Origin of the sequence: Streptomyces sp. AJS327, from assembly GCF_013450295.1 — a bacterium.
Taxonomy (GTDB): Bacteria; Actinomycetota; Actinomycetes; order Streptomycetales; family Streptomycetaceae; genus Streptomyces.
In genome coordinates this window covers 1,048,877-1,069,044 of record NZ_SKBR01000002.1, presented here as the reverse complement: position 1 = coordinate 1,069,044, position 20,168 = coordinate 1,048,877, and the positions used below count along the sequence as shown (strand labels likewise).

General features: G+C 73.0%; 20 protein-coding genes. 15 read left to right on the top strand and 5 right to left on the bottom strand.

What is annotated here, in order from left to right; genetic code table 11:
• The first annotated feature begins 91 nt into the window (after nt 1-91).
• Nucleotides 92-973, top strand: coding sequence for an SAM-dependent methyltransferase (locus E0L36_RS14300; RefSeq protein WP_180929402.1), 882 nt, complete (start codon nt 92-94; stop codon nt 971-973).
• Nucleotides 974-986: 13 nt separating this feature from the next.
• Here the strand turns inward: E0L36_RS14300 and E0L36_RS14295 are convergent, their stop codons facing one another.
• Nucleotides 987-1,970, bottom strand: a complete 984-nt coding sequence (locus E0L36_RS14295) for a CU044_5270 family protein (protein ID WP_180929401.1) — start codon at nt 1,968-1,970, stop codon at nt 987-989.
• Nucleotides 1,967-2,590 (bottom strand): RNA polymerase sigma factor, encoded by a 624-nt coding sequence (locus tag E0L36_RS14290; protein ID WP_180929400.1) that lies wholly within the window; start codon nt 2,588-2,590, stop codon nt 1,967-1,969. Before E0L36_RS14290 ends, E0L36_RS14295 begins: the two co-directional genes overlap by 4 nt.
• A 254-nt stretch (nt 2,591-2,844) precedes the next feature.
• Here E0L36_RS14290 and E0L36_RS14285 point away from each other — a divergent pair, with 254 nt between their 5' ends.
• The 11 genes from E0L36_RS14285 to E0L36_RS14235 all read left to right on the top strand — a co-directional run bounded on the left by E0L36_RS14285 (nt 2,845) and on the right by E0L36_RS14235 (nt 14,099).
• Nucleotides 2,845-3,168 carry a DUF3099 domain-containing protein gene (locus E0L36_RS14285; RefSeq protein ID WP_180929399.1) on the top strand — a complete coding sequence of 108 codons (324 nt, stop codon included), beginning with the start codon at nt 2,845-2,847 and terminating at the stop codon, nt 3,166-3,168.
• Between the two features lie 424 nt (nt 3,169-3,592).
• A complete protein-coding gene (locus E0L36_RS14280) occupies nt 3,593-3,946 on the top strand; it encodes a nucleotide pyrophosphohydrolase (RefSeq protein ID WP_180929398.1) in 354 nt (117 codons plus the stop codon).
• 106 nt (nt 3,947-4,052) lie between these two features.
• Entirely contained in the window at nt 4,053-4,511 is a 459-nt protein-coding gene (locus E0L36_RS14275) for a DUF6099 family protein (RefSeq protein ID WP_180929397.1), read from the top strand.
• Between the two features lie 284 nt (nt 4,512-4,795).
• A complete protein-coding gene (locus tag E0L36_RS14270; protein ID WP_180929396.1) occupies nt 4,796-5,719 on the top strand; it encodes an LLM class F420-dependent oxidoreductase in 924 nt (307 codons plus the stop codon).
• A gap of 6 nt (nt 5,720-5,725) precedes the next feature.
• Entirely contained in the window at nt 5,726-6,649 is a 924-nt protein-coding gene (gene mmuM / locus E0L36_RS14265; RefSeq protein ID WP_308416760.1) for a homocysteine S-methyltransferase, read from the top strand.
• A 208-nt stretch (nt 6,650-6,857) separates the two neighbouring features.
• Nucleotides 6,858-8,093 carry an arginine deiminase gene (locus tag E0L36_RS14260; RefSeq protein WP_180929395.1) on the top strand — a complete coding sequence of 412 codons (1,236 nt, stop codon included), beginning with the start codon at nt 6,858-6,860 and terminating at the stop codon, nt 8,091-8,093.
• A gap of 111 nt (nt 8,094-8,204) precedes the next feature.
• Nucleotides 8,205-9,209, top strand: coding sequence for an ornithine carbamoyltransferase (argF, locus tag E0L36_RS14255; protein ID WP_180929394.1), 1,005 nt, complete (start codon nt 8,205-8,207; stop codon nt 9,207-9,209).
• A 501-nt stretch (nt 9,210-9,710) separates the two neighbouring features.
• Nucleotides 9,711-11,291 carry a sodium:solute symporter gene (locus tag E0L36_RS14250; protein WP_180929393.1) on the top strand — a complete coding sequence of 527 codons (1,581 nt, stop codon included), beginning with the start codon at nt 9,711-9,713 and terminating at the stop codon, nt 11,289-11,291.
• A gap of 17 nt (nt 11,292-11,308) precedes the next feature.
• Nucleotides 11,309-12,409 carry a Gfo/Idh/MocA family protein gene (locus tag E0L36_RS14245; protein WP_180929392.1) on the top strand — a complete coding sequence of 367 codons (1,101 nt, stop codon included), beginning with the start codon at nt 11,309-11,311 and terminating at the stop codon, nt 12,407-12,409.
• Nucleotides 12,410-12,411: 2 nt separating this feature from the next.
• The gene (locus tag E0L36_RS14240; RefSeq protein ID WP_180929391.1) at nt 12,412-13,242 is read left to right on the top strand and encodes an SDR family NAD(P)-dependent oxidoreductase; all 831 of its coding nucleotides are present in this window, start codon (nt 12,412-12,414) and stop codon (nt 13,240-13,242) included.
• Entirely contained in the window at nt 13,239-14,099 is an 861-nt protein-coding gene (locus E0L36_RS14235) for an SMP-30/gluconolactonase/LRE family protein (RefSeq protein ID WP_180929390.1), read from the top strand. Before E0L36_RS14240 ends, E0L36_RS14235 begins: the two co-directional genes overlap by 4 nt.
• 64 nt (nt 14,100-14,163) lie before the next feature.
• Here E0L36_RS14235 and E0L36_RS14230 read toward each other — a convergent pair whose 3' ends face one another.
• Together E0L36_RS14230 and E0L36_RS14225 are read right to left on the bottom strand one after the other, a co-directional pair.
• Entirely contained in the window at nt 14,164-15,183 is a 1,020-nt protein-coding gene (locus E0L36_RS14230; protein ID WP_180929389.1) for a zinc-binding dehydrogenase, read from the bottom strand.
• A complete protein-coding gene (locus tag E0L36_RS14225; protein ID WP_308416759.1) occupies nt 15,180-16,106 on the bottom strand; it encodes a dihydrodipicolinate synthase family protein in 927 nt (308 codons plus the stop codon). The genes E0L36_RS14230 and E0L36_RS14225 overlap by 4 nt, the downstream gene beginning before the upstream one ends.
• A gap of 186 nt (nt 16,107-16,292) precedes the next feature.
• Here E0L36_RS14225 and E0L36_RS14220 point away from each other — a divergent pair, with 186 nt between their 5' ends.
• Nucleotides 16,293-17,075, top strand: a complete 783-nt coding sequence (locus tag E0L36_RS14220) for an IclR family transcriptional regulator (RefSeq protein WP_180930001.1) — start codon at nt 16,293-16,295, stop codon at nt 17,073-17,075.
• Between the two features lie 58 nt (nt 17,076-17,133).
• The gene (locus E0L36_RS14215; RefSeq protein WP_180929387.1) at nt 17,134-17,982 is read left to right on the top strand and encodes an amidohydrolase family protein; all 849 of its coding nucleotides are present in this window, start codon (nt 17,134-17,136) and stop codon (nt 17,980-17,982) included.
• Nucleotides 17,983-18,018: 36 nt separating this feature from the next.
• On the opposite strand, the gene E0L36_RS14210 is transcribed toward E0L36_RS14215, so the two are convergent.
• Nucleotides 18,019-19,203, bottom strand: a complete 1,185-nt coding sequence (locus E0L36_RS14210) for a mandelate racemase/muconate lactonizing enzyme family protein (RefSeq protein ID WP_180930000.1) — start codon at nt 19,201-19,203, stop codon at nt 18,019-18,021.
• Nucleotides 19,204-19,315: 112 nt separating this feature from the next.
• Here E0L36_RS14210 and E0L36_RS14205 point away from each other — a divergent pair, with 112 nt between their 5' ends.
• A complete protein-coding gene (locus tag E0L36_RS14205; RefSeq protein WP_180929386.1) occupies nt 19,316-20,167 on the top strand; it encodes a fumarylacetoacetate hydrolase family protein in 852 nt (283 codons plus the stop codon).
• Nucleotide 20,168: the final 1 nt, after the last annotated feature.

Below are 20,168 nucleotides of genomic sequence, written 5' to 3'. Positions count from 1 at the left end.
GGCCCTCGTCTCGTAGCGTGCGGTCCGGGCACACCTGGTGCGCCCACGGGCACATTCCGTGAGTGATCTCCCCCCTCCTGGAGGTAGGTTCGTGAGTTCGGAGCAGCGGTCGGACACGTGGGACATCGTCTCCGGGGCGGGGGTGACGGCCCTCGCGGTGGCGGCTGGCAGAGCGAACGAGAGCGCCCGGCCGGACGCGCTCATGACCGATCCGTACGCCGCCGACTTCCTCACGGCGGCCTCCCCCGACCTCCCCGTCCCGATCACACCGGACGGGGCGGAGGGCACCATCTCGGACGAGCTGTGGACGGCGATAAGCAGGTACCTGGGGGTCCGTTCGCGGGTCTTCGACGACTTCCTCACCGACGCCGCGCGGGAGGGGGTACGCCAGTTCGTCATCCTCGCCTCCGGTCTGGACACCCGTCCCTTCCGTCTCACGTGGCCGGCCGGTACCCGGTGCTTCGAGCTGGACCAGCCCCGCGTCCTCGACTTCAAGCTGGGCGTGCTGCGGGAGAGGGGCGCCGAGGCCGCCTGTGACCACACGCCCGTACCGATGGACCTGCGCGAGGACTGGGCCACGGCCCTGATCGACGCGGGCTTCGACACCACGCGGCCCACCGGATGGCTGGCCGAGGGGCTGCTGCCCTACCTCCCGTCCGAGGCGGAGGAGGAGCTGTTCCGGCAGATCGACCGGCTCTCCGCGCCCGGCAGCCGGATCGCGGCCGAGTGTGCCGCCGTGGCCCCGCTCGCGGGGGACGAGGAGATCCGGGAGAGCGGTACCGCCCTCGGCATCGATCTGCCCACCCTCCTCCCGGACGGCGAACGGCGCGGCCTGCGGGAGCAGTTGACCTCGCTGGGCTGGCGGTACGAGAGCCGCACGGCCCAGGAGTCGGCCCAGACGCTCGGCCGGGTGCTGCCTCCCGACCCCCGGGTGACGGAGAACGTGTCCCACGCGTTCGCTCAGCGCCCCTGAGCCCGCGGGGCGGCTACTCCTTCTTCGCCGCGTCCGGCCGCTGCCCGGGCCGGTCGACCACGGCCCGTTCGAGGACAGCGCTGCGGCCCGTCACCGCGCCCTCACGCGGGCCGTGGGAGAGGTCCTCGGTGGCCACGGACCGTTCGCCGAGGAAGGTCTTGGTCTTCGGGTGGAAGATCAGTTCCACCCGCTCCCCGTCGTTCTCCCGGGCGACGGCCACGCCGCGCCGCCCCGCCGCGTCCACCGCGTCGGAGACCACGGTGACGCCGGAGATCCGCGCCGCCGCCCGGAACAGGGCGGCGGCGGTGTCCGGTGGCAGCAGCGACTCCCTGGCCAGGTCCCCGACGAGCACGAAGGCGTTCTGCTCGTCGCTCTCGCCGCCCTCGGCCACCCGGTGCAGCCACCGCAGCATCCGGGCCGGATCGGTGGGAAGCGTCTGGAGATGCCGGTAGTTGGTGTTGCCCTCGACACCGGGGGTGTCCGGCTCCAGCCTCATGGTGCCGGTGTCGTTCCGCTCCCGGAGCAGTCCCCATCTGCTCCCGTCCACCGAGAGCCAGGCCTCGCGCTGGTGGACGGGCTCCAGCCTGGGCGGCCCGTCCGGCCGCCCCTGGAGGTAGCCCACCCTGCTCCGGACGTAGACGAACTGCTCGTCACGGACGCCGTCCGGCTCGCGCTTCCCCTCGGCCGCCAGCGCGGCGTCCTCCAGCAGGGCTACCGCCTCCTCGGAGGCCCCGGGAGGCGCGCTCGCGCCGTCCTGGGGCAGCACGACGGTGAGGGTGACGACGGCGGCGGTGGCGGCCACCGCGGCGGTCAGCAGCGGCCGGGTCCACCGCCGGGTCGGCCGGCGGCCGCCGGGCCACCAGGACCTCCCCCCGGCCCGGGCCGGAGCGCGCCGCACCTCGTCCAGCAGGTGCTCTCGGCGCAGGTGGTGGCGGCCGGGCGGGAGGTCCCGTTCGTACGGGTCGCTCGGGGTGATCGGATCAGCGGGCGTGGTCATCGGTTTCCCTCCTGAACGGGCCTGGCCACCATGGCCCGCCCCCTTGTCTCCGGTGTCACCCGTGGGTCGGGCCGGGTGTGGCCCAGCGCGGCGGCGAGTTGCCGACGAGCCCGGGACAGTCGCGACCGCACGGTGCCGACGGGGATACCGAGGGCCCGCGCGGCGGCGGCGTAGTCGAGTCCGGACCACGCGCAGAGCGCCAGCACCTCCCGCTCCCGGCGCCCCAGGGAGTCCAACGCGGTGCGGACCAGGGCGAGTTGGGCCTTGTCATCGACGCGCGCCGCGACCTCGTCGGAGAAGTCGCCCTGGTCCCGGGGGACGGGCAGCCGCGCGAGAGCGGCCTGATGGCGGCGCGCCGCCCGGCGGGTGTTCCGAGCCACGTTGGTGGCCAGGCCGAGCAGCCAGGGGCGCACCGAACCGCCGTCCGCGGTGATCCCGCCACGTTTCCGCCACGCCTCCAGGAAGGTGAGGGAGACGATGTCCTCGGCCACCGTCCAGTCCCCGGTCAGCCGGAAGGCGTGGTTGTAGACCGAGCGCGCGTAGGTGTCGAAGAGCGTCCCGAAGGCGTCGGCGTCACCGGATCGGAGCCGGCTTCTGAGTTCTGACTGTTGCGTCGTCACACCCCCTTGTCTGTCCGCGCGTTCCGGACGGGTTCACGCCTGCCGCGCCCCGTCCGCGTCACCCCTCCGTCCGGGGCCACGCCCGCCCTCTGGTACGGGTCCCATCCTGGCCGTACGCCGGAGCGGGCACGGGTGGGGACAGACGGAACGGGCGGCGACGAGCGGTGCCGGGTGCCGACCGGCCGGGACCCGGTGGCGGGGCTGGGGGCGGCCGCCGCCGCGCCTGGCGGCCGTGCCCGCCGTAGCGTGGAGCCGTGTACAGACGACGGCGGAGGCGCTACTTCGCGCTGATGACCGTGTGCCTGGTGCTGTTCGTCAGCGCGGGCGCCTTCGTCCGGCTGTGGTCGGTTCCGGTGGCCGTCGGGATGTGCGTGGTGGCCATGGTCATCCCCCCGTGGGCCGCGATCGTCGCGAACCGCCGGGAGCCCGACGACCGCTGGTGGGACGAGAACGGGGGCGGCGGGGCGGACGGGCGCCGTGGGGCCGCCGGGCACGCCGGGTCCCCCGGTCACCCGGATGACGCCGGAGGCCCCCGGAACGACGGAGACGCCGGGGGCCCCGGCGGCCGCCGCCGCTGACCGAGCGCCTCCCAACTCGCGCCGCGCCCACCGGAGTCCGGGCCGCGCGGCCTCCGCCGAGTGCCCGGGACCGGCGGCGGGCGGGGCGGCGGGCGAGGCGGTAGGCCGCTCCGGCGGCTGACGGAGGAGGGCCGGGGGTTCCGTCCCCTTCTGGGTCCCTCGATCGAGGGAGCGGTACCCGGCGGAAACGGTTCGGCGCACACCACCGCACGTACGTTTCCTGGCCATGGCTACGGCACCGCACACCCCGCGTCCCCGTACCGGAGCACCCGCCCCACCGGGCGGCGGCGACCCGGCACCCCCGCGCCCGCGCGCCGCGTCACTGGTGCTCCCACCACCCCGGGCGGAGCGGGCCGTCCGGCCCGCCGGTTCCCGCGCCGGGGCGACCGGTGGGCTCCGCGCCCGCCCTGGTAGACCTGGGCGGATGAGCGACCTTGACGATCTCACCGTGCGGGCCCTCCAGCGTCGGCTCGCCGCGTTCGCGGCGGCCCGGGACTGGGGCCCGTTCCACACGCCGAAGAATCTCTCCGCCGCGCTGAGCGTCGAGGCCGGGGAACTCGTGGAGATCTTCCAGTGGCTCACGCCGGAAGAGTCCTCCCAGGTCATGGCGGATCCGGAGACGGCCCCACTGGTCGAGGACGAGGTGGCCGACGTGCTCGCCTACCTCCTCCAGTTCTGCGAGGTCCTGGGCATCGACCCGCTCTCCGCACTGGCCGCGAAGATCGAGAGGAACGAAACGCGTTTCCCGGCAACCGGAAACGGTCACTCTATGGAGTGAGAAACCTGCTGAGGCAGGGTCGATTATCCCGAGATTTCCCAAACCCCCTGGCGGAAGAGGCCCTTGATGGTCACGCTGGGTAGCGACCAGTTGAGGGGGATGGCAGATGGACGCCCTACGGCTCATCGAGGCCACCCGGCACGCTCTCGCGCGGTGCGGCACCGCGTCGGAGATCGTCGCGGAGGCGTGGCAGACACAGGCGCTCGCCGAGGCGATCGGCAGCCATCTCGCCATCAGCGGTCCGCCCATGGTGCGTTCGGAAGCCCTGGGCCTCAGTGAGGCGGGCTCCCTCGCCTCCGCGCCCGCCCACCCGCGCGCCCCGGGCGGGGACGCGGTGCGGGCCGCCCGGCTCACCCTCGTCGTCGACCCGCGGTGCACGCTGCTGGAACTGGGCGAGCTGCTGGTCGAGTCGGGCGTCGCGCTGGTGGCGGTGGCCGCCTCCGCCTCCGACGAGGCGCTCTACTGGCAGTGCATCGAGGCGATCGACGCGGCGGACGAGTCCGGGGACCGGGTGACCGGCATCCTGCGCCGGCTTGAGTCGCGAGAACGCGGCGGGGTGGCCTGACCGGCACCCCCGGGACCATCCGGTACCGGACGGGCGCTGCCGCACCGGCCCGGTACCGCCGCCCGCCGCCCGCCCGGCCTCCGGGCCGGTCACGACCGGCCCCTTCCTTCCCCGGAGGCCGGGCGGGCGCCCCACGCCGGACGGAGCGCGGAGCGGCCTCCGGAAGGCGCGGAGAAAGGGCTGGCCGGGGAGCCGGATCCGCTCGGAGGCCCGGATCCGGGCGGCCGGGCGACGGGACCGAAACCCGCCGCTGACCGCCGTCAGCCAATGTGCAAGATGGAGGTATGGACCTCCGCGTATTCACCGAACCCCAGCAGGGCGCCGACTACGACGCGCTGCTCTCGGTCGCCCAGGCCACCGAGGAGCTGGGCTACGACGCCTTCTACCGCTCAGACCACTACCTGGCCATGGGCGACTCCGACGGGCTGCCAGGGCCGACCGACGCCTGGATCACCCTGGCCGGGCTCGCCCGGGAGACCAGCCGCATCCGGCTGGGCACCCTGATGACGGCGGGCACCTTCCGGCTCCCGGGGCCGCTGGCCATCCAGGTGGCGCAGGTGGACGCGATGTCGGGGGGCCGGGTCGACTTCGGCCTGGGCGCCGGGTGGTATGAGGCCGAGCACACCGCCTACGGCATCCCGTTCCCCCGGGAGCGGTTCGCGCGGCTGGAGGAGCAGCTGGAGATCGTCACCGGGCTGTGGGCGACCCCACCCGGCGAGAAGTTCAGCTACCGGGGCGTCCACTACCAGCTCGACGACTCCCCCGCGCTGCCCAAGCCCGCACAGCGCAGGATCCCGGTCCTCGTCGGCGGGCTGGGTCCGCACCGCACACCGCGGCTGGCGGCCCGCCACGCCGACGAGTTCAACGTGCCGTTCGCCTCGGTCGCGGACACCGCGCGGCAGTTCTCCCGGGTGCGGGCCGCGGCCGAGGAGCACGGCCGCCGGGCGGACGAACTCGTCTACTCCAACGCACTGGTGCTGTGCGTCGGACGGAACGAGGCGGAGGTGGCCCGGCGCGCCGAGGCGATCGGCCGGGACCCCGCCGAACTGCGGGAGAACGGTCTGGCGGGCACCCCCGACGAGGTGGTCGACCGGATCGGCCGGTTCGCGGAGATCGGCAGCTCGCGCATCTACCTCCAGCTGCTGGACCTGACCGACCTCGGCCACCTGGAGCTGGTCGCCGACCAGGTCCGCCCGCAGCTCGGCTGAGCGGCCGTGGCCGCTCCCCGGACACCCCTGCGGGACGCGCTGCGCTCCGCGCCCCCCGGCCGACCGCTGCTGCTTGACGGCGGGCTCTCCAACCAGCTGGCCGCGCAGGGGAACTCGCTCGACGGCGCGCTCTGGTCCGCGCGGCTGCTGGCCACCGATCCGGACCAGGTGGAGGCCGCGCACGCCGCCTACCTGGACGCGGGCGCCGACGTGCTGATCAGCGCGAGCTACCAGGCGTCCGAGGCGGGCTTCGGCACGCTCGGGCTGAGCCCCGCCGAGGCGAGGGGGATGGTGCGGCGGAGCGTGGCGCTGGCCCGGCGGGCGGCGGAGGGGACGCGCCGCCCGGTGTGGGTGGCGGGTTCGGTCGGCCCGTACGGCGCGGTCCGCGCGGACGGCGGCGAGTACCTGGGCCGGTACGGGCTGAGCGTCGCCGAGTTGACCGCCTTCCACCGGCCGCGCGTCGAGGCGGTGGCCGAGGCGGGGCCGGACGTGCTGGCTCTGGAGACGGTGCCGGACACCGACGAGGCGGAGGCGCTGCTCCGCGCGGCGGAGGGATGCGGTCTCCCGGTGTGGCTCAGCTACACCGTGGCGGGGGGACGCACCCGCGCGGGGGCGCCGCTGACCACGGCGTTCGCGGTGGCGGCGGACGATCCGCGGGTCATCGCCGTCGGGGTGAACTGCTGCGACCCCAGCGAGGTGCCGGAGGCGTGCCGGATGGCGGCGGAGGCCACCGGGAAGCCCGTGGTCGCCTACCCCAACAGCGGGGAGGGCTGGGACACGGCGCGGGGCGCCTGGCACGGGCCGGAGACCTTCGACGTGGCCGACGTGCCCGGCTGGACGGCCGCCGGAGCGCGGCTGGTCGGTGGCTGCTGCCGGGTGGGTCCCCGGCGGATCGCCGCCCTGCGCGAACGGTTCGGGCCGGTTCGCTGACCCGCCCGGCTCCCACCAGGTGGGGGCGGCCGGGTGGGGGCCGTGGACGCGCCGCGCGTGCGCCGGAGGCCGGGAAACCACCGGTACATCGCCGTAGTGCGGGGGGGTGCCCGGTATCCGGTACCCGACGCCCGATGCCCGGTACCGGGATGAGAACGATCACGGTGAACCCGGCGCGTACCCGGGGGTCCTCAGCGAGGATGACCCCATGGGATTCCATGTCGACTCCGAGACCGGGCGGCTGCGCCGCGTCCTGCTGCACCGTCCCGACCTGGAGCTGAAGCGGCTCACACCGAGCAACAAGGACGACCTGCTCTTCGACGACGTGCTGTGGGTCCGGCGGGCCCGCCAGGAGCACGACGCGTTCGCCGACGCGCTGCGTGAACTCGGCGTCGAGGTGCACCTGTTCGGCGATCTGCTGACGCAGGCGATGGACGTGCCGGCCGCCCGCGCGCTCGTACTGGACCGGGTCTTCGACGAGAAGGAGTACGGCCCGCTGGCCACCGGCCACCTGCGCGCCGCCTTCGACCAGCTCCCCTCGCCCGAGCTGGCGACCGCGCTGATCGGTGGGGCGACCAAGCGGGAGTTCCTGGAGCGCCACCCGGAGCCCGTCTCCGTGCGCTTCCACGCCATGGAACTGGACGACTTCCTGCTCACCCCCCTCCCCAACCACCTCTTCGCCCGGGACGCCTCGGCGTGGATCTACGACGGGGTCTCGATCAACGCGATGCGGTGGCCCGCGCGGCAGCGCGAGACGGTGCACTTCGAGGCGATCTACCGGCACCATCCGCTCTTCCGGTCTCCGGAGGCGGGCGACTTCCACACCTGGTCCGGAGGGCAGTGCGACTACCCGTCCACCATCGAGGGCGGGGACGTGCTGGTCATCGGGTCCGGCGCGGTGCTGATCGGGATGAGCGAGCGGACCACCCCGCAGGCGGTGGAGCTGCTGGCGCGTGGGCTGTTCGAGGCGGGTTCGGCGAAGACCATCGTGGCGCTGGACATGCCGAAACGGCGGGCGTTCATGCACCTGGACACGGTGATGACCATGGTCGACGGGGACACCTTCACCCAGTACGCGGGGCTGGGGATGCTCCGCTCGTACACCATCGAGCCGGGCTCCGGTCCGCAGGAACTGAAGGTCACCGACCACCCCCCGGAGCACATGCACCGGGCCATCGCGGCGGCGCTGGGGCTGGACGGGATCCGGGTGCTGACGCCGATCCAGGACGTGCGCGCGGCGGAGCGCGAGCAGTGGGACGACGGCTGCAACGTGCTGGCCGTCGAGCCCGGCGTGGTGCTCGCCTACGAGCGGAACGCCACGACCAACACACATCTGCGCAAACAGGGCGTTGAGGTACTGGAGATCCCGGGTAGTGAACTGGGCCGGGGCCGGGGCGGCCCACGCTGCATGAGCTGCCCACTGGAGCGGGACGCCGTGCGGTGAGCCGGGGAGGCGGGGTGACCGGGCGGCCGCCGGCCGCCCGACCCGCATAGAGATACGAATAATCGTATACACTTCCAGTCTTCCCCGGCACGCCGCGAGCTAGGAGGCCCCATGGCGGCAGACCTCACGGGACGCCACTTCCTGAAGGAGCTGGACTTCAGTCCCGGGGAGTTCCGGCGGCTCATCGCGCTGGCCGCCGAGCTCAAGGCGGCCAAGCGGGCGGGCAGCGAGGAACGCCTGCTGCGGGGACGGAACATCGCGCTGGTCTTCGAGAAGACCTCGACCCGCACCCGCTGCGCCTTCGAGGTCGCCGCCGCCGACCAGGGCGCCTCAACGACCTACCTCGATCCGACCGGTTCACAGATCGGGCACAAGGAGACGATAAAGGACACCGCCCGGGTGCTGGGGCGGCTCTACGACGCCATCGAGTACCGCGGCAACGGCCAGGACGTCGTCGAGGAACTGGCCGCGCACGCCGGGGTTCCGGTCTACAACGGGCTGACCGACGAGTGGCACCCCACGCAGATGCTGGCCGACATGCTCACCATGACCGAGCACGCGCCGGACCGGGAACTGAGCGAACTGCGCTACGCCTACCTCGGCGACGCCCGCAGCAACATGGGCAACTCCTACCTGGTCACCGGCGCGCTGCTCGGGATGGACGTGCGGATCGCCGCGCCCCGCGCGCTCTGGCCCGCCGACTCGGTGGTGCGCGCCGCCCGTTCGCTCGCCTACCGCACCGGCGCCCGCGTCACCCTGACCGAGGACGTCGAGGAGGGCGTGCGCGGCGCGGACTTCGTGGCCACCGACGTCTGGGTCTCCATGGGCGAGCCCCGGGAGGTCTGGGACGAGCGGATCGCGCTGCTCCGCCCGTACGCGGTGACCATGGACGTCCTCCAGGCCACCGGCAACCCGGACGTGCGGTTCCTGCACTGCCTGCCCGCCTTCCACGACCTCGGCACCGCCGTGGGCCGGGAGATCCACGAGCGGCACGGGCTGACCTCGCTGGAGGTCACCGACGAGGTCTTCGAGTCCCCCGCACACTCGGTGGTCTTCGACGAGGCCGAGAACCGCATGCACACCATCAAGGCGCTGCTCGTCGCCACCCTGACCTGAGCCCGCCGGGGCACCCGGGCCCTCGCGCCGCCCGAACCCCCGCACCCGGCGTCACCGCGCCACCGGAGCGCCCCGCCCGGGGCGAGGCCGCCGCAGGCCCCGCGCCGGGAGCGCCAGCGGCCGCCTCCTCGTTCGCGCGAAGCACCCCGCCTCTGCCCGGGATGGGCGCCCCGCCCGCCCGCGGCTCGACTCGCCGCGTCGCACACGGCCGCCCGCCACTGACCCGGGCCCCGGGTCGCGCGCGTCCGCACCTCCACCCCGAGCCTCCCCTCCCAGGGCGCCGCCCGAGTGGCACCCGGGCGGCGCCCTCCGGGTCCTCCGTCACGACAGGCCACTGAGCTGCGCCATCACACCCCGCGACGACGCGACGACGGGCGGCGGGGCGGACGTGCGGAGGTGCGCGGTTGTCCTTGACAGTGATGAACCCCTCCACCCATCATTCGCTAGTACCGAACAGGAGTTGCCAGAGCAGAACGCACTTGCAGGCTCAGGAGGAGCGAAGTGGGCAACAGTGAGATCAGCTACTTCGACGTGGGCATCGTCGGCCTGTACATCGTCGCGACCCTGCTCATCGGCGTGTACGTGGGACGCCGCAAGAAGAGCGCGGACGACTACTTCCTCGCCGGCCGGACCCTCACCTGGCCGGTCGTGGGGTTCTCGCTGTACGCGACGAACCTCTCCGGCGCCTCGTTCATCGGCCTGGCGGGCGCCGGGTACTCCTCCGGGCTCGCCTTCTACAGCCACGAGTGGGTACCCGCGCTCATCCTGATCGTGTTCGTGGTGCTGTTCCTGCCGTTCTACATGCGCACCGGCGTCACGACGCTGCCGGAGTTCCTCGAACGCCGCTACGACGAGCGGTCCCGAGTGGTGCTGTCCGGGTTCACGATCGTCACCAACGTCTTCATCGACTGCGCGATCGCGCTGTACGCGGGGGCGCTGGTGTTCCAGGCGTTCTTCCCGCACATGCCGCTCTGGCTGCCGATCGTGCTGATGGCCGCGTTGACCGCCGTGTACACGGTCTTCGGCGGGCTCAAGTCGGTCGCGGTCAACGACGTGATCCAGGCGATCGTCTTCATCGCCGGTGGCGCGATCGTCTTCTTCGCGGCGCTGGCGGCCATCCCGTCCTGGGGGGCCGTGGAGCGGGCGGCGCCGGGCGGCGAACTCAGCATCTTCCAGCCGGCCGACGACGCGCAGGTGCCCTGGCCGGGCGTCTTCACCGGACTGGTCATTATCGGGATCTACTTCTGGTGCACCAACCAGGTCATAGTCCAGCGCACCCTCGGGGCGAAGAACCTCGACCACGGGCGGAACGGCGCGCTGTTCGGAGGTTTCCTCAAGCTCACCGGAATCGCGCTGATGATCCTGCCCGGCTGCATGGCACTCGTGCTGTACCCGGACCTCACCAACCCGGACGAGGCGTTCCCGACCCTGACCCTGGACCTGCTGCCGACCGGGCTGCGCGGCGTCGTCCTCGCCGCCGTCCTCGCGGGGATCATGTCCACCGTCGCCGGGGTCCTGAACTCCGCCTCCACCCTGTTCACCATGGACTTCGTGGCGAAGTACCGACCGCGCACCTCGCAGCGCGCGCTGGTGGGCATCGGACGGCTCACCTCGGCCGTGGTCATCGCGACCGCGACGCTCTGGGCCACTCAGATGCACCGCTTCGGCACGCTCTTCGTCTACCTCCAGTCCGTGCTGTCGTACCTCGTGCCACCCATCGTCGCGGTGTTCCTCTTCGGCCTGCTGTGGAGGCGCACCACCCGCCAGGGCGCGTTCTGGACGCTGCTCAGCGGCCTGACCGTCGGCGCCGCCGGTCTGCTGGCCAACGAGGTGTACGGCCTGATCGAGATCCAGGCGCTGTACGCGGCGGCGATCCTCTTCGCCGGCGCGAGCCTGGTGATCGTCGCCGTCAGCCTCGCCACCGAGCCGCCGCCCGACGAGGTGCGCACCCTGGTGTGGCGCCCCCAGCTGTGGCGGGACGAGTCCCGTGAGCTCGCCGCGAAGCCCTGGTACGTCAACTACCGCCTGTACGCGGGTCTGCTGTTCCTCAGCACCCTCACCGTCGTCGTCATCTTCGCCTAAGGACAGGAGCCCAGGACATGCCAGCGGACGTACGCTTCGGGGTCATCGGACTGACCCGCGGCCTCAGTTTCCTGCGCCTGTGCGAGGTGGTGGGCGGCGCGCGCGTGACCGCCCTCCACGACACCGACGCGGCCCGCGGCCGGGAGGTGGCGGCGAGGGCGGGCGCGCGGTACGCGCCCAGCATGGACGCCCTGCTCGCGGAGGACGTCGACGCGGTCGTCGTCGCCTCCCCCGTCCCGTACCACGCTCAGCACGCCGTCCGGGCGCTCGCGGCGGGCAAGCACGTGCTCAGTGAGGTCATCGCCTGCACCAGCCTGGAGGAGGCCCGCGCGCTCGTCGACGCGGCGCGGGCCAGCGACGCCGTGTACATGCTGGGCGAGAACTACCGCTACCTGGACGAGGTCGAGCTGACCCGCCGCCTGTACGCCGACGGACGGTTCGGCGAGGTCTACTACGCCGAGGCCGAGTACCTGCACGACTGCCGCGACCTCTGGTACGCGGACGACGGCGCGCTGACCTGGCGCGCCGACGGGCGGATCGGCGTCTACTGCACGCACAGCGTCGGGCCCCTGCTGTACGTCACCGACGACCGGGTGACCTCGGTGAGCGCCACCACCGTCCCGGGCGGACGGTTCGACCCCCGGGTGACGGCGCCCTCGATGCACCTGCTCCACCTGTGCACCGACGCGGGCCGGGTGTTCCGGGTACGCGTGGACCACACCTCGCCACGCCCGCACCAGATGGCGTACTACGCGCTCCAGGGCTCGGCGGGCAGCTACGAGTCGTGGCGCGGCAACGGCGACACCAGCAAGGTCTGGCTCGACGACGCCCACGAGCGCTCCGGCTGCGAGGAGGGCGCGCGGTGGCACGACCTCGGGGCGTTCGCCGAGCGGTACATCCCGGAACGGCTGGCCGCCCCTCCGGAGGCGACCGTCAGCGACCACGGCACCAGCGAGTACTGGATGCTGCCGGAGTTCCTGGAGGCCGTGCGCGGTGAGCGGGCCGCCCCGATCGACGTCCACCGCGGGCTGGACTACACGCTGCCCGGAATCCTCGCCGCCGAGTCGGTCGCGGCCGGTGGCGCGGCCGTCGAGGTCCCCGACTCCAGGGAGTGGTGACCATGCGGCGCTTCACCATGTCGGGCCGGACGTGCCTGGTCACCGGCGCCGCCGGGGGCATCGGCGGCGTGCTGGCGCGGGGTCTGGCCGAGGCGGGGGCCGACCTCGTCCTGAGCGACCGCCCCGGATCCGCGGGCCTGGCCACGCTGGCCGGGGAGCTGCGGGAGACCGGGTCCCGCGTCTGGGAGGCCGAGCAGGACCTCGGACACCTCGACGAGCTGCCCGGACTCGTCGACGCGGTGTGGGAGCGCACCGGCGGAATCGACGTCCTCGTCAACTGCGCGGGCGTCGCCGCGCTCCGCCGGTTCAACGAGGTGGGTCTCGACGACTGGAACGCGACGCTGGCGACCAACCTCACCGCCCCGTTCCTGCTGAGCCAGCGGACGGCCGAGCACATGGTCCACCACGGGGTGGCCGGCCGGATCGTCATGCTGTCCTCGAAGAACGGCATCGTGGGCGAACCCGGACTCGTCGCCTACAACACCTCCAAGGCGGGCCTGGAGCAGCTGACCCAGTCGCTGGCGCTGGAGCTGGGCGAGCACGGCATCACCGTCAACGCGATCGCGCCGGGCGTCATCGAGACCGGTATCGCCGCCGACTTCGATCTGGAGCGCGCGGCGTTCGAGCGGTACTACCGCGAGCACATCCCGCTGCGGCAGCGCTTCGGCTCACCCGACGACCTGGTGGGCGCCCTGCTGCTGCTGGCGTCGGACGCCGGTTCGTACATCACCGGGCAGCACATCGTCGTCGACGGGGGCGTGCTCGCCAGCCAGCTGCCACGGCTCCCGTTCATGGCACCGTACGTCGACGCGCTGGGAGAGGAATCCACGTGAGAGCGGAACAGGTCACCGCCGCCGAGGCGGACCACGCCGAGGGCCCGGTGTGGTGGGGCCCCTGGGGCGGACTGCGGTACGTCGACATGCTCGCGGGGGACGTGCTGACCCTGCGGGACGACGGATCCGTCACGCGGACGCGCGTCGGCGCGGTCGTGGCGGCGCTGCGCCCCCGCGCGGGCGGCGGGGCGGTGCTCGCCCTGGAGCGCTCCTTCGCGCTGGCGGCACGGGACGACCTGACGGACGTCCGGGAGCTGGGCGAGGTCTGGACGGACCCCGCGGTGCGGTTCAACGACGGTGGCTGCGATCCCGACGGGCGCTTCTACTGCGGTTCGATGGCCTACGACGCCACGCCGGGGGCCGCCGCGCTCTACCGACTCGCGCCGGGCGCCGAGGAGGAGCCACGGGCCGTGCTCCAGGGGGTCACGGTCTCCAACGGGCTCGGCTTCAGTCCCGACGGCCACCTCGCGTACTACAACGACACGGCGACCGGACGGACCGACGTGTTCGACTACGACACGGTCAACGGCCTGGGCCGCCGGCGCCCGTTCGTGCGGTTCGCCACCGGCGCCGGGCTACCCGACGGCCTGTGCGTCGACGCCGAGGGCGGGGTCTGGGTCGCGCTGTGGGGCGGTTCGGCCGTGCACCGGTACGCGCCCGACGGCACCCTGGACAGGGTCGTCACCCTCACCGCCTCGCAGGTGAGCGCGTGCGTCTTCGGCGGACCGGACCTGGACACCCTCTACGTCACGACCTCGCGCACCGGCCTGCCCCCGGGCGCGGAGCCCGCCGCCGGGGCGGTCTTCGCGGTGCGGCCCGGCGTCACGGGACTTCCGGCGCTGCCCTACCGGGGCTGACCGGTGCCGCGCACCGGCCCGGTGCGCGGCACCGGGCCGCTCGGCCGTCCGGAGAACTCGGCCGTCAGGAGAAGCGGACCAGGACCTTCCCGGCCACGGCGAGCCCCTCGGCCAGCTCGGCGAATTGCGCGGGCGCCCGGTCCGCCGGGATCTCCCGCTCCACCAGGGCCGCGACGGCGTCCGGCTCGGTACCGGCCCACCGCGCCGTCTCCACGAACTCCGCCGAGGTGTAGGAGAACGCCCCGGTCAGGGACCGCTCGCCGGTGCTCACCCCGAAGGCGTCCAGCTCCAGGCGCGGCGCCGCCATGCCCACCAGCACGATCCGGGCGCCGAGCGCGGTGGACGCGAAGGCGTCCGCCACCGTTCCGGAGGTGCCGACCGCGTCGATCGCGACGCTCGCCGGGCCGTCGAGCCTCGCCGCCACCCGCGGCCCGACCGGCCCGGCCACGGGGTCGAGCACCTCGACTCCGAGCGCGCGGCACAGGTCCCTGCGCCCCGCGTGCGGTTCGCTGACCACGACGCGCGCCGCCGACAGCCGCCGGGCGGCCAGCGCCACCGCCTGCCCGATGGGGCCGCCGCCCAGCACGAGCACCCGGTCCTCGGCGGTGACGCCGCCGCGCCGCGCGGCGTGATAGCCGACCGCGAGGGGTTCGACGAGCGCCCCGTGCGCCACCGGCATCCCGGCGGGCAACGCCACGACGTTCGCGGCGGGCGCCACGACGTACTCCGCGAAGCCCGCGGTGCGCGTCGGGTCCACCCCGATGACCCGCTTGTCCGGGCAGTACGGTTCGGTGCCCGCCCGGCAGGGCGCGCAACCCCCGCAGCCGACCACGGGGTTGAGGGTGACGAGCGCGCCGAGCGGGAGGTCGGCGCCCGCGCCGAGCGCCTCGACCACGCCCACCAGCTCGTGCCCCATGACCTGCCCCGGCACGCGCCGCCCGTTGGCCCCGGTGAAGCCGTGCAGATCGGAACCGCAGACGCCGGTCATCCGCACCCGGAGCCGGGCCTCCCCGTCGCCCGGCTCCGGTGTCGCGACCTCCTCCAGCGCCATCCTGCCGAACTCCTTCAACACCACGGCCCTCATGGCCGCACCACCTCTTCCAGTCGGTCGAACAGCAGGTCCAGGCGCTGCCGGGTCTCCTCGTCGAGGGAGAAGCCGAGCGGTTCGCGCACTCGCGCGGCGGGCAGCACCCCCTGACGCACGAGGAAGTACTTCTCGAACGCCACATACGAGCCGAGCGAGGTCACCAGGGCCATCAGGGGGCTCAGCGCCTCGTCGAGCGCCCGGCTCCGCTCGTGGTCGCCGACGGCCAGCGCGTCCCACAGCGCCCGCACCGCCCAGACCAGGTCGGGCCCGGGCATCGTGCCCACGACACCCCGCGCGTGGCTGTCGACGAGCGCCGCTCCCCCGCTTCCCTCGAAGACCCGCGCCGTGCCGCCGGTCAGGTCCCGTAGCGTGCTCAGCCGCGGTCCGACCGGCACCGCCTCCGGCTTGAACTGGACGTGCTCCGCCCCGAACTCCCGCAGCAGTTCCGCCTGGAGCTTCAGTGACAGGGGATCGCCGACGTATCCGCTGGCGTCCTGGACGATGAGCGGCACGGAGACCTCCTCCGCGAGCGCCCGGAAGTACCGCCCGGTCTCCTCGGCGCCGCACGCCACGGTCAGGGGCGGTATCGCCATGACGGCGCTCGCCCCGTCGGCCTCGGCGCGGCGGGCGAGCCGGAGCGCGAGGTGTGTGCTCTCCGCGCCCACGCTCAGCACGACCGGGCCCCGCCCGCGCGCGTGCGCGCAGACGATCCTGCCCAGTTCCTCCTGTTCGTCGGTCGCGAGACGCAGGATCTCCGAGACCATCGCGACGACGACGCCGTCGGCGCCCGCGTCGAAGACCCAGTCGATCTCGTCCCGCAGAGCGCTCTCGTCGATCGTCATCCGTTCCGTGAACGGGGTCGCCAGGACCGGAAGGACGCCTCGGAGGCCGGGTTCGGCGGTGGAGCCCGCCGAAGACACCGAACCCACCGAAGTCACCGGGCCCGCCGGGCCCACCGAAGACACCGAATACGCCGAAGACACCTCAGCACCGTTCTGTAGTACCGAACAATATTCTGTATAACCGAACCATAGGGAGGGGTCCACGCGAGGTCAAGCGGCGGCGGATTGACCGGCACGAGCGGGTCACGCAAACTTTGTTCGGTGATGACGAACAGCCTCGACGAGCGTTACCGCGTACGGAGCGTCAGCCGCGCGGCCGAGATCCTGGAGCACCTGGCCTCCGCGGGCGACGCCCTGACCGTGACCGAGGTCACCCGGGCCGCCGGAGGATCCAAGAGCTCGGTCTTCTCCACTCTCCAGACCCTGGAAGCACACGGACTCGTCTCCTCCGAGGGAGAGGGCCCACAGCGGCGGTACTCCCTCGGCCTCGCACTCGCGCGGTACGGCGAGATCGCCGTCGGCCGGGCCTCCATCCGCGACATCGCCCTGCCCGAGCTGCGCCACCTCACCGAGGAGACCGGACTGTCCTCCCGCGTGGCCAAGCCCGAACAGGGCCGGGCCGTGATCGTCGGACGGGTGGACGCACCGGGCTCCGTCCGCTTCGACCTGCACATGGGACAGCGGGAACTGCCCCACAGCAGCGGCCTGGGCAAGGCGGTCACCGCCGAACGCGACGACGACGCCATCCGCGAACTACTGGAGGCGGCCGGCATGCCCGCCCGCACCCGCAGGACCCTCACCGACCCGGACGCACTCCTCGCCGAACTGGCCGAGGTGCGGCGGCGCGGATACGCGATCGACGACGAGGAGGACGCCGACGGCGTCTACTGCGTCGGCGCGGCCGTGCGCGACCACCGGGGAGCGTGCGCCGGGGCGATCAGCGTGACCGGACTGAAGCTGGACGTCTCCCCGGAGCGGCTCCACGAACTCGGGGAGCGGGTACGGGAGTCCGCCGACCGCGTATCGACCCGACTCGGCTGGGGCTGATCCACGGCACCGTTGCTACCGTGATAGAGAACGCTGTTCTCTATCACGGAACGGAATCATGATCGTCGACGTACACAGCCACCTCTTCGGCTGCCCGGACCACCTGGGCCCCGACTTCCTCGCCCAGGCGGGCCGCGCCCGCTCCGGCGCCGTCGATCTCGCCGTGCGCTGGGAGGAGTACGCGGCGACGGCCCCGCCCGACTCCCGGGCCATCGTCTTCGGCGGCAAGGCCCGGCTCTCGGACCTCTGGGTCGACGACGCCTCGGTCGCGGCGTACGTCGCCGAACACCCGGACCGGCTCATCGGCTTCCTCTCCCTCGACCCGACGCGGCCCGGCTGGCAGGAGGAGCTGCGCCACGGGCACCGCGAACTCGGCCTCCGGGGGGTGAAACTGATGCCGATGTACGCCGGGTTCGACCCCGGCGACGAACGCCTCGACCCGCTCTGGACGTACACCAGCGACCACGGCCTGCCGGTGCTCATGCACACCGGCACGACCTTCGTCTCACAGGCGCCGCTGGAGTACGCCCGCCCACTCCTGGCCGACCGGGTCGCCCGGCGCTTCCCCGAGCAGCGGCTCGTCCTGGCGCACCTCGGCCACCCCTACGAGGGCGAGTGCGTGGCGGTGATCCGCAAGCACCCCCACGTCTACGCCGACGTGAGCGCGCTGCACTACCGGCCGTTCCAGCTCTGGCGGGCGCTGATGCTGGTGCAGGAGTACGGCGTCTGGGACAAGCTGCTGTTCGGCAGCGACTACCCGTTCACCTCGGTCGACGCCACGGTCGCCGGGCTCCGCGAGGTCGCGGGGATCCAGAGCCCCGCCGGGCTGCACGGCATCGACGAGCGCGAGGTCGAGGCGCTGATCGAACGGGACGCGCTGTCCCCACTGGGCCTGGCCGGCGCCTGACCCCAGAGGGGACTCCCGCCGCGCGCCCCGTCGCGGTCAGCGGTTCCGCCGCTCCCAGCCCGGGGCGAACATGTTCCAGAAGCCGCCGCGCGGCGGGTACTCGGCGAAGACGTCGTCGTCAAGCTCGACCCCGATACCGGGGGCGGCCGGCAGGGGCAGGAAGCCGTCCTCGATGGGCAGGCAGCCACGGAGCGCGTCGAACACGTACGGCTCCAGAAGCCCGTCGAAGGTCTCCAGGATCCGGAAGTTCGGGAGGGCCGCCGCCGCGTGGGCGGTCGCGGTCGTGCAGAACGGCGAGTTGGAGTTGTGCGGCGCCACCACCATGGAGCGGGTCTCCGCGATCGCGGCGATCTTCCGCATCTCGGTGTAGCCGCCGACCATGCTGAGGTCGGGCTGGACGATGTCGACCGCGTCGTGCTCGAACAGCGCGGCGTACTCGTACCGGTTGTGGAAGTGCTCGCCGCCGGAGATCGGGATCGTCGTGCGGGCACCGACGTCCGGGTAGCGGTCGACGTGCGTCCAGGGCAGCGGCTCCTCGAACCAGCCGATGTCATAGGGCTCCAGGGCGGTGGCGATCCGGACGGCCTCGTGGACGACGAAACGCGCGTGCCCCTCCACGAACAGCTCCACCTCCGGACCGATCGCCTCGCGCACCGCGGCGACGAGGTCGATCGAGCGGCGGCGCTCCACCCTGCCGAGCTCCCCGAGACCGGCCCCGAACGGGTCGAGCTTGAGCGCGGAGTACCCCCGGGCGACGGTGTCCCGCGCCAGCTGCGCGAACCGCTCCGGCGTGCGCTCGCCGGTGTACCAGCCGTTCGCGTAGACCGGGACGGCGTCCCGGCAGGCGCCGCCGATCAGCCGGTATACCGGCACACCGAGGAACTTGCCCTGGATGTCGTGCAGCGCCTGGTCGACCCCGCTCAGCACGATGCCGCCCACGTCTCCCCCGCGCAGGAAGTCCCCCTGGTACATCCGGAGCCAGATCTCCTCCGTGTCGAAGGGGTCGGCGCCGACGAGGTGCCGCTCCCCCATGTGGCGCGCCAGCGCACAGGTCTCGGCGCCCCGGAAGGGGTGGGTGATCTCCCCGATCCCGACCAGCCCCTCGTCGGTCGTCACGCGTACGTAGCTGAAGTCCCGCCAGGAGGTGCCGAGACTGAGCGTCTCGACGCCGCTGATGCGCCCGGCCCCCGTGGCGGGACGGGTCTGGTTCACGGTGAGCACGAAGATCTCCATTCGGTACAGCAGAACGCTGTTCGGTTTTCTGGTATATTCCTGGACAGCGCGGTGGGCCGTCAAGCAACCGCGACGCGAAGGACACGTCGGAGGAGGACGCATGCGGGTGGCACGGATCGGCGAGGTGGGGGCGGAACGCCCGGTGGTGCTGGACGACGAGGGTCGCGCCCACGACCTGCGCGGCCTGACCCCCGACATCACCGGGGACTTCCTGGCCGGGGACTGGGCGGAGCGGGTCCGGCGGGCCCTCGCGGCCGGTGAGCTTCCCCCGTCCGACCTCGGCGGACCGCGCCGGGGGGCGCCGGTCACGCGGCCGGGCAAGGTGGTGTGCATCGGCCTGAACTACCGCGCGCACGCCATCGAGAGCGGCGCCGACATACCCACCGAGCCGGTCGTCTTCATGAAGGCGAGCAACACCGTCGTCGGCCCGGACGACACCGTGCTCATCCCGCCGGGCAGCGAGAAGACCGACTACGAGGTCGAACTCGCCGTCGTCATCGGGCGGACCGCCCGTTACCTTCGCGACCCCGGCGAGGCCCCGGCGCACATCGCGGGCTACACCATCGCGAACGACGTCTCGGAGCGGGCCTTCCAGCTGGAGCGCGGCGGCCAGTGGGTCAAGGGCAAGTCGTGCGAGACCTTCAACCCGCTCGGCCCGTGGCTGGTGTCCCCGGACGAGGTGGGTGACCCGCAGAACCTCGGCCTGCGGCTGTGGGTCAACGGCGAGCGGCGCCAGTCCGGCAACACCGCGGACATGATCTTCGACGTCCGGTACGTCGTCTGGTACCTGAGCCAGTTCATGGTGCTCGACCCCGGGGACGTGGTCAGCACCGGCACCCCCTACGGCGTCGCGATGGGCTCGCCGGACACCCCGTACCTCACCGCGGGAGACGTGGTCGAGCTGGAGATCGACCGGCTGGGCCGACAGCGCCAGCCGGTCGCGCGGGCTTGAA